General features: G+C 65.8%; 7 protein-coding genes. All 7 read left to right on the top strand.

All coding sequences use genetic code 11. From position 1 onward, the window contains the following. Positions 1–55: 55 nt before the first annotated feature. Positions 56–565: a hypothetical protein gene (locus tag ACIRA7_RS12140; RefSeq protein WP_396221107.1), complete on the top strand. Its 510-nt coding sequence runs from the start codon at positions 56–58 to the stop codon at positions 563–565. Beyond that, positions 565–2916 (top strand): AMIN domain-containing protein, encoded by a 2352-nt coding sequence (locus ACIRA7_RS12135; protein ID WP_396221108.1) that lies wholly within the window; start codon positions 565–567, stop codon positions 2914–2916. Before ACIRA7_RS12140 ends, ACIRA7_RS12135 begins: the two co-directional genes overlap by 1 nt. A 22-nt stretch (positions 2917–2938) precedes the next feature. Further along, a complete protein-coding gene (locus ACIRA7_RS12130) occupies positions 2939–5350 on the top strand; it encodes a YncE family protein (RefSeq protein ID WP_396221106.1) in 2412 nt (803 codons plus the stop codon). A gap of 203 nt (positions 5351–5553) precedes the next feature. Beyond that, the gene (aroC, locus tag ACIRA7_RS12125) at positions 5554–6744 is read left to right on the top strand and encodes a chorismate synthase (RefSeq protein WP_396221105.1); all 1191 of its coding nucleotides are present in this window, start codon (positions 5554–5556) and stop codon (positions 6742–6744) included. Beyond that, the gene (locus ACIRA7_RS12120) at positions 6741–7292 is read left to right on the top strand and encodes a shikimate kinase (protein WP_396221104.1); all 552 of its coding nucleotides are present in this window, start codon (positions 6741–6743) and stop codon (positions 7290–7292) included. Before aroC ends, ACIRA7_RS12120 begins: the two co-directional genes overlap by 4 nt. A gap of 3 nt (positions 7293–7295) precedes the next feature. Next, complete coding sequence (locus ACIRA7_RS12115) at positions 7296–7724, top strand: DUF494 family protein (protein WP_396221103.1); 429 nt, start codon at positions 7296–7298, stop codon at positions 7722–7724. 4 nt (positions 7725–7728) lie between these two features. Continuing rightward, positions 7729–10075, top strand: a 2347-nt coding sequence (gene topA, locus ACIRA7_RS12110) for a type I DNA topoisomerase (RefSeq protein ID WP_396221102.1), incomplete at its 3' end; no start/stop codon positions are given.

Here is a 10075-nt window from a genome sequence, read left to right as displayed (position 1 = left end):
AGACTTACGTCGAGAAAACGGCGCCTGCCAAGCCCGCCGCCAAGGAGCGGTCGTCATGAAACGCCTCAGCATAGTCGTCGCCACGCTCGCCGTCGGAGTTGCCGCATTGGTGGTCGACGCGCAGCAACCGGCCCGCCCCATGCCCGCCCGTACGGTCGCCGGCGAACCCGCCGGATTGGTCGGCGCATCCACCACCGCCAAGCGGACGGCGGCGATGCCGACCGAGATCACGCTGGAGCGTGAGACGTTCGAGTACAGCGGTGGTGGGCGCCGCGATCCCTACAAGTCGCTCATGAGCAGCAGCGAGGTCCGTCCGCTGCTCAGCGATCTGCGCCTCACCGCCGTTGCGTTCGACCCGGTCGGTAACGGTGGCAACTCCGTTGCCATCCTGCGCGACTCGTACTCGAAGCAGCAGTACCGCGTGCACGTCGGACAGCAGCTCGGACGGCTGCGGGTTTCCGCCATCCGTCAGAAGTCCGTGCAGTTCACCATCGAAGAATTCGGATTCAACCGGCAGGAAACGCTGCCACTCAGCAGCGACACGACGAAAGTGAGGAAGCCGTGATGGGACCGACGACTGTTGCAGTACTCTCCGCGCTCCTGGCGCCTGGCGCGCTCGCGCTGGCGCAGCTCACCGCGCCCGCCTTCGCGCCCGATGCGGCCCCAGCCTCCATCACCTCGCGGTGGAACGCGCCAACGCGCGGACGCGTGCTCGGTATTGCCGTCGCGCCGTCGTCCGAGGGGGCCGACATCGTCCTCGAGATCGATTCGAGCGTCACACTCAAGCACTTCACCCTTCCCAATCCGTCACGGATCGTCGTCGATCTCGGCGGGGCCACGCTCGCCATCCGTTCCAACTATGACGGAAAGGCCCGCGGCCCAGTGCGTAACCTGCGCCTCGCGCAGTTTCGCGCCGATACGACCCGACTCGTCATCGATCTGGACGGCACGCGCTCCTATACCGTCGTACGCGAGGGCAGGTCTGTCCGCATCGCACTCAGTGCGCCTGCCGTCGCGTTCGCTCGCTGGGGCTCCGCCAATGTTGGCGCCGAACGCGTGACGCAGACCGCCGCCGGCCGGCTCGATCAGCAGGCGCCGATCGATACCAATCCGGCGGACGCCAAGCCGATCGACGCCAAGCCGATCGACGCCGCGCCGGTGGACACCAAGCCGGTGGACACCAAGCCGGTGGACACCAAGCCGATCGACGCCGCGCCGGTGGACACCAAGCCGGTGGAGGCCAAGCCGGTGGAGGCCAAGCCGGTGGAGGCCAAGCCGGTGGAGGCCAAGCCGGTGGAGGCGTTGCGTCGTGAGCCGGTCGTTGAGACGCCGATCGTGCAGGCCACGCCGCAGCCGCTGGTCCTCGATGACCACTCCGGTGATCCGCTGACGGCCCGCACCCCCGCGACCGTGTCGTCGATGGCGGCGGCACGTCGTCGGCAGCAGAAGCCGCGCATCACCGTCAGCTACGATGGCACCAACATTCGCGACGTCATCGCCGCCTTTGCCACCTTCTCGGGACGCACCATCGTCGTCGGAAAGGATGTCGAAGGTAGTGTGACCGCCGACATCGCGGACAAGCCGTGGGACGTTGCGCTCCAGGCCATTCTGCAGGCGCAAGGGCTCGCCGCCACCGAAGATGCCAGCGGCATCATCACGGTCGACAGCTATCGCAACCTCGCCACGAACCAAGCGCTCGAGCCGCTGGTCACGCAGATCATCGACATCAACTACTCGAAGGCCTCCGTGCTGCGCGGTACCGTGCAACAGTTGCTGGCTCGTGACTGCACTGGGCTCGCGTCGGGAGCGAACGGGCAGGGTGGTGGTGGTGGTGGCGGCAGCGGAGGCGGCCAGAACGCTGGACAGGGCTGCGTGGTCCGTGGATCCGTGGCCGCCGACAGCGCCACAAACAAACTCATCATCACCGAAGTCCCGTCGCGCCTCCCCGAGATCGTGGCGCGTGTGCAGCAGCTCGATGTCCGCACGCCGCAGGTCGCCATCAAGGCCAAGATCATCTTCGTGAATCGCACGGGGATCCAGGACATCGGACTCGCCTACGACCTTGGCACCGGGAACAAGCAGTTCTTCCAGCAGCTCGTGCCGCGCATCGATCCGAACACGTTGAAGGCCGTCGATACCGACGGCGACGGCGTCCCGGATGCCACCGGTGGTGGTTCGGCCTACGAAGGACCGGCCCGTATCGCGCTAGGCGGTAATGCCCTGGCTGGTATCGCCAATGCCAACAACGCGATCAAACCGAACGCGCTCAATCTGATCTACAGCACGGCCCTCGGCCGCTATCAGCTCACAGCGTTCCTCAATGCGCTGCAGACCTCGTCGTTGGCTGACGTACAGTCGGAGCCGAGCATCACGATCCTGAACAACCGCAGCGCCGAGATCTTCGTCGGCCAGGAGATCCCGATCCGCGTCATCGACGCGAGCGCCGGCGGACAGGGCGGCGGCGGTGGCGGCGGTGGTGGTGGTGGCGGCGGCGGCGGTGGTGGTGGGCAGATGCAGCCGAACGCGGCCGCCTTCTTCCCTCGCGCCACGGTGTCGAAGGAAGAGGCCGGTATCAAGCTCTCCGTGACGCCGCAGATCACCAACAATCGAATGGTGCTGCTCAACATCAAGGCAGAGAACTCGAGTGCGGAGCTCGCGGCTACCGACGTGGGCGTGATCTTCAATCGCCAGCGCGCTGAATCGCAGGTGCTCGTGGCCGATGGCGAGGCCGCCGTGATCGGTGGTCTGACCGTCACCGAGACGAACCGCTTCCGCAGCGGCATCCCGATTCTCATGAATCTCCCGTTCGTCGGTCGCTTGTTCTCGCAGAACTCCAAGAACGAAACGAAGCGCGATCTGCTCATCCTGGTGACGCCGCACATCCTGGATGATGGCGCGATCCCACCGAGCCGCTGACGCGAAGAGGATCACCGAAATCATGTCTCAATTCATCGCCGGCCGCAGCACGCTGCGGCCCTCACCTCGCACCACGCGATCAGTCGCCCTCGTGGCGCTGGCTGCGCTCTCCGCCCTTGGCGCGTGCAGCGGTGACGAAGTGATCGATCCGCCATTCCGCGATACCATCTCGCCTCGCGTTCAGGTGGGCAAGGGTAACACGGTCGCCGACACGGTGCTGTCCATGACCGTCACCGCCACCGACAACATCGGCCTCAAGCGGGTGCGTGTTGTGCTGGCCGGTGGCGTCAGCGCCACCTACGACACGGTCATGACGAGCGCCGTGACGACACTGACCGTGAACGTGAACATCAAAGTGCCGACCAATGCTCCGCTCGGTGCCACCGTGAATGCGCGCGCCATCGCTACGGATGGCGCAGGCAATCTGTCGGATACGGCGCGTGTGGTGCTCACGGTCGGCAATCTCGAGCCGCCCCAGGCGGTCGTGACCAGTCCGGTCACCGGATCGCCGGTGGTCAGCGGCAAGTCGCTCGTGCTCTCGATCTCCGGCAAGGCGCGCTACAAAGTCCGTACGCTCGGCTACGAAATCGTCGGCGCCTACAACATCAAAGACTCCGTGTCCTACGGGAATCCGCTCCGGGATTCGCTCGCCGTGCTCGACACGCTCGTCGTGCCCGATACCGTGAAGGGGCAGCTCGTCACCGTCACACCGTTCATCACCGACTCGCTCAACCAGCGCGTGCTCGGCACGCCCGTACAGTATGCGGTGCAGAGTCCGGCCAACGCCACGACCGTGCCCGTCGTTCGCACCGGCGTCGCCAATCGTCTCGAAGTGACCGATACCGTCTTCGTGGAAGCGACCGACCCGGTTGGCATCTCCGTGCTCGGCTACGAAGTGCGCGCGCTCACGGGGCAGCTCCTCGTGGCCGACTCCATCACGTCCACCGGTGGGTTCTCAACGCTGGTACGCACGTTCCGCTCACGGCTGCCGGTCTCGGTCTTCCCGACGCTGGTCACTGTCTCGGGCTTTGCCCGCAACGCGAACGGTCGTCGCGACGTCGCTCGCTTCACCTCGGGTGCCTTGCGCCTCGATACGGCGGCCGTCGTCGCCGGCTACACGAGTCCGTTGCCCAGCGGTGGACAGGTGGCCGATGCCTTCTACTTCCCGCGTACCGATCGGATCTACCTCTCGAACATCGAGCGCAACTGGCTCGAGGTCTACAACATGGCGGATTCGACCTTCCGGGCGCCGATCGCCGTAGGCTCGCGTCCGTGGGGTATCGCGCCCTGGCCGCGCAACCGGGACGGCGTCATGGGTGACACGCTGCTCATCGCCAACTCGGGTGGAACGAACATCAGCTACGTCGATCTCCGGGCGGGCACGACCGGCCGCGAAGTGTTTCGCTACGCGCTGCCGAACATCGTAGCCTTTAGCATCACGACGGTGCGCTCGCAGACCTCCGACCAGCTGATCACGCAGCGTACGCTGTACGACTTCAGCGATCGTCCGCAGTATCTCGCAGCGACCTGCAGCGGTAACAACGCGCCGGGCTCACCGTGTCAGGACGTCATTGCGGTGTACTCCACGACCCCCACGCCGGGCCAGTCGATGCCGTTCCCGAACCAGGGGACGATCCGCTGGGAGAATCTCACGCAGCGCTCCTCGCACTTCTTCTTCGAGCAGGCGATTGGCCAGTCGGAAGGCCGCTCGGATACCCTCGAAGTCTATCGCTACGCCGCGGCGGGCTTCGGCAGCGATTCGCTGCTGGTACCGTACAGGCAGCAAGTCCCGAACGGCAACGGGGGAACCTTCCCGTACTCGATCGTGGTCCGTCTCGACCGGCTGGCGTTCCGCGACACGACGTTCGTTCGCGGGTCGGGCAACTTCCGGCGCGCGGTCTTCGGGGAAGGCGGATCGGTCCTCGGCAGTCGGGCCATGACGTACGACGCGACCACGGGCATGGACTCCTTACCGCCCGTGCCTGTGATCGACCGAGGGATTTCCCGTCCGCTCGACGTCACCGACTTCATTGCCAACACCTTCTCGCGTGTGCAAGGCGTCGGCGTCAACTTCGACGGCGAGCTGAATGCGGTGAAGGGAGACTCCACGTACCTGTTCGATCGCACGCTCCGTCTGCAGGGTATCCTGCAGTCGCGGCCGAGCGGCGGCGGTCTCGACTTCCATCCGCTCAACACCGGCGTCAATTCGACGCTACGCTCTCGGCTCGCCTTCATCGCCTCGAGCGAGCCGGTCATCGACGTGTTCGACACCTACTGCTATCGGAAAATCGCCGCGATCCCGATTCGCGACCCGATCATCGGTCCGGTGCGTGCCACGATACGCCCGAACGGCCAGCTGGTGCTGGTGGGCGCGACCATCCGCGGCGTAACCGTCGTCGCGTTGCCCGACAATTTCACCACGACCTGCCAGTAGCGTCGTCGCGGAATCGGTCGAGCGGGGCTGGTGGAACGACCCCGGGGCATGCGCCCCGGGGTCGTTCTGCATTGGCGCCGCATACGCCCGGCCCGCGCCTGCGCGCTTCCCGGACAACGCTCCCGTCTCGCGCTGTCGCCTCGTACGTTGTGACACGGGTGTCGGAACCACCGACGTCCATCCGTCGACCGCTTCGCCTACCCATGCTCCGTTTCACCACCGCCGGCGAGTCCCACGGCCCGGCGCTCGTCTCGATTCTGGAAGGCATGCCGGCCGGCGTTCCGCTGCTCGCGGCCGACATCGACGCCGACCTCGCCCGTCGTCAGCAGGGCTACGGCCGTGGGCGCCGCATGCAGATCGAAACCGATCGCATCGAGTTCCTGTCGGGGGTGCGTGCCGGCGAAACGCTCGGCTCGCCGATCTCGATGCTCATCCGCAACAGCGACTGGAAGAACTGGGTCGAGATCATGGACCCCGCCCCACGCGATGGCGATGCGGACGGGCCGCGCAAGCGGCTGGTCACCCGCGTGCGTCCCGGGCATGCCGATCTCACCGGACTGCTCAAGTACGACCGCAGCGATGCCCGTGACATTCTCGAGCGCGCCTCCGCGCGCGAGACCACGGCGCGCGTGGCCGCAGGGGCCGTCTGCCGCGTGTTGTTAAGCGAAGTGGGTATCCGGGTCGGTTCGCATCTCGTGCATCTTGGCGGGGTCGATGCGGCCCGCCCGGACGCGCTCCCCGTCGACATCAACGCCGCCTCGGACGCATCCCCGGTGCGCACGCTCGATCCCGCGGCCGAGGCCGAGATGATGGCGCGGATCGATGCCGCCAAGAAAGATGGCAACACGCTCGGCGGTATCTGCGAAGTGGTCGTGACGGGCCTACCGGTGGGGCTGGGCTCGCATGTCTCGTGGGATCGACGCCTCGACGGACGGCTGGGACAGGCGATGCTCTCGATTCCGGCCGTGAAGGGCGTGGAAATCGGCCTCGGCTTCGAGACCGCCCGCCGCGCCGGCGCCGACGTGCACGACGAAATCGAGGCCGCTCCGGGAAACACCCGCACGGGCCATGTGCGTCGGCGGACGAATCGCGCCGGCGGCACCGAAGGGGGGATGACGACGGGCGAGCCGCTCGTTGTCCGGGTCGCGATGAAGCCCATCTCGACGTTGATGCGTCCGCTGGGTACCGTGGACGTGGCCACGGGACAGGCGGCATCGGCCGTGGCGGAACGAAGCGACGTGACCGCGGTACCCGCCATGGGCGTGATTGCCGAGGCCATGGCGGCGTATGTGCTGGCCGAGGCGCTGCTGGAGAAGTTCGGTGGCGATTCGTTGGGCGAGGTGCGCCGGAATCTCGACGCCTATCTCGCCCGATTGGACGAGCGTTTGGGGTGACCCAGCCGGTTCGCCTTCAGATTGACGGGCACCTGGTGCTCGTCGGACTGCCGGGGTCCGGCAAGTCCACCGTGGGGCGCGCGGTGGCGAAGCGACTGTCGCGGCCCTTTCTTGACTTCGACGCGGAACTCGAGCGACGGGAAGGGATGTCGGTCGCGCGGTTGTTTTCGGAACGTGGGGAGGCTGCATTCCGTTTATTGGAATACGCGCTGACCAAGGAACTGGCGGCGGCGCCCCCCATGGTGCTGGCGCCGGGTGGCGGGTGGGTGACTATTCCAGGAGCCATGGCGCTCCTGCGGCCACCCGGACGTATCATTCATCTGCAGGTCTCCCCGAAGGAGGCGCTGCGACGCCTGACGCGGTCCCGGATCGTGCGCCCGCTGCTCGCTCTAGCGGACCCGGCCATGGCCATGCAGGCACTTTGGGACCGGCGATCTGGGCTGTACGCGTTGGCGGACGTGACCGTGAACGTGGAAACTATTGATTCACAACGACTTATAGATTCCGTGGTGGCGCTTGCCCACGACGGGACTCTGGGGATAGGTTAGGCGATGGACGATCGGTGGACGCCTGTCATCGATGAGTTGCGCGAACGATTCGCGGCCGACACGGATGTGGTGGAGGTCGAGGCGTATCTCTCGTTGCAAGGGTATGACCGGCGACAGATTGGTGAGATCCTTTCACTTCTTTATAGCGATACTGCACCATTCCGCGCCGCGGATGGTTCTCTGATGTCGCGCTCCGCGCCGCTCCGCGTTCAGGGGCCGCACGAGCGCGGACGGTTCACCGCCGAAGCCTGGGGTTACCTGGTTATGCTGGGTGGCTCCGGAGCGGTGAGTCTCAACGATTTTGAGCAGTTGGTGGAGCGCGCGCTGGTTCATATCGACGGCCGCATCAACCTCGCGGACATCCGTAGCATCGCGGAGGACGCGGGGGTCGATGATGGGGCGATGGACGGCGAGCGCTCCCAGGTACACTGATCTGATGCCAAGCAAGAAGGGCAGCACCGCGGCGGGAACTGGCGCAGCCATCCCCGTCGCGAAGAAAGCCGTCAAGAAGGTGGCCAAGAAGGCTGCCCGCAAAACGGCAAAGACATCCACCGCGGCGGCCGGCACCCTGGTCGCCGAGGCGAAGCCTGTGCGGAAAGCCGCCGCAAAATCGGCGGCCAAAGCGCCCACGAAAGTCGTCGCGAAGAAAGCCGCCGCGAAAAAGGCGGTTAAGAAGGCCGCCAGCACCAAGGCCCGCGGTCGCTCCCGGATCGACGAGGTGGCCCCGGTCGACGAACCCGGGCCCGCGGGAGGCACGACGCTGGTCATCGTCGAGTCCCCGGCCAAGGCGAAAACGATCGGCAAGTATCTGGGCAAGGGCTTTACGGTCAAGGCAACCGTGGGTCACGTGCGTGACTTGCCGGCCAAGAAGCTCGGCATCGACATCGAGCACGGCTTTGCCCCCGATTACGTCACGATCGAGGGCAAGGAAGACATCCTCGCCGAACTCAAGCGGGTGGCGAAGGGCGCCCGCGAAATCTTCATCGCCACCGACCCCGACCGCGAAGGTGAGGCGATCGGCTGGCACGTGGAGCAGTTCTTCACGCAGCCGCCGCGCTACGCCGTGACGGCGCCGATCCGCCGCGTGATGTTCCACGAGATCACGAAGGACAAGGTGAAGGAGTCCATGGCGAACCCGATGGACATCGACAACAGGAAAGTCGATGCTCAGCAGGCCCGTCGCGTGCTCGATCGCCTCGTGGGCTACAAGGCCAGCCCCGTGCTCTGGAAAACGGTGAAGAAGGGCTTGTCCGCCGGCCGCGTGCAGACGGTCGCCCTCCGCATCATCGTGGAGCGTGAGCGCGAGATCCGCGCGTTCACGCCGGTCGAATACTGGAGCATCGCCGCCGATTTGCAGAAGGGTACGCAGCCCTTCACGGCCAAGCTCCACCAGATCGACGGCAACAAGCCTGAAATCAACACGAGCGCCGACGCCGAGCGTATTCTCGCGGATCTGAAGGGGCGGACCCAGTTCACCGTCACCGAAGTCAAGCGTCGCGAGAAGCGCAAGAATCCGGCTGCCCCGTTCACGACGTCCACGCTGCAGCAGGAAGCCGCCAAGAAGCTCGGCTTCGGCTCCAAGCGCACGATGAGGCTGGCACAGGATCTCTACGAGGGCATCGACGTCGGTGGGGAAGAGGGGCAGGTCGGTCTCATCACCTACATGCGAACCGACTCGTCGCGCGTCTCAGAAACCGCGGCCGGTGCGGCGCGCGACTGGCTCAAGGCGGAGTACGGCGACTCGTACCTCGCGGCCGGTATGCAGCTCTATCCCAGCGGCAAGGCGAACGCGCAGGACGCGCACGAAGGCGTGCGCCCCACCGATCCCACGCGCCGGCCGGATGACCGTCTTGCCAAGAAGCTCACCGCCGACCAGTTCAAGCTCTATGAGCTGATCTGGAAGCGGTTCATGGCATCGCAAATGGCCCCGGCGGTCTTCGACACGACCACGGTCGATTTCGATATCCCGACCAAGGGGCGCGGGTATCTGTTCCGCGCCACGGGGTCCGTCATCAAGTTTGACGGCTTCCTCACCCTCTACCGCGAAGCCCGCGAAGAAGGCGACGGCAAGGCGCTCGAGGACGAACAGGCCTTGCCGTTCCTCGAACTCGGCGAGTCGGTGCCGGTCAAAGCGATCACGCCCACCCAGCACTTCACCGCGCCGCCTCCGCGCTTCTCCGAAGCCTCGCTCGTCAAGGAACTCGAGCGCCTCGGGATCGGACGCCCGTCCACCTACGCCTCCATCATCTCGGTGCTGGCCGAACGACGCTACGTGTCACTCGAGCAGCGCCGATTCTTCCCGACCCCCCTCGGCGAGACGGTGGAGAAGGTCATGGTGAAGAAGTTCCCCGCCATCTTCAACGTGCAGTTCACGGCGCAGATGGAAGGGGAACTCGACAAGATCGCCGACGGCGATCTGGGCTGGGTCCGCGCGCTCACCGATTTCTGGACGCCGTTTCAGGCCACGCTCAACGACAACGATCTCGATGCCCTGATCGGCGAAGCCTACGACCTTTCGGCGCTCGTCACCGAGAAGTGTCCAGACTGTGGCGGTAAGCTGGTGGCCAAGGGTGGATTCTTCGGCCCGTTCGTGGCGTGCGAGAATCACCCCAAGGTTTGTAAGTACACGCGCCCCATCAAGGGCGAGAAGAAGCCAGCCGAACTCACCAAGTACATGTGTCAGGAGTGTGGCGAACCGATGGTGGTGCGTCACGGTCGCTCGGGCGATTTCCTTGGCTGCTCCAAGTTCCCCAAGTGCCGCGGCACGCGCTCCATGCCCACCG

The organism is Gemmatimonas sp. (genome assembly GCF_044376735.1).
In the GTDB taxonomy this organism is placed as follows: domain Bacteria; phylum Gemmatimonadota; class Gemmatimonadetes; order Gemmatimonadales; family Gemmatimonadaceae; genus Gemmatimonas.
Note: the sequence above shows the minus strand (reverse complement) of the source record. Positions and strands in the feature narration are given on the sequence as shown.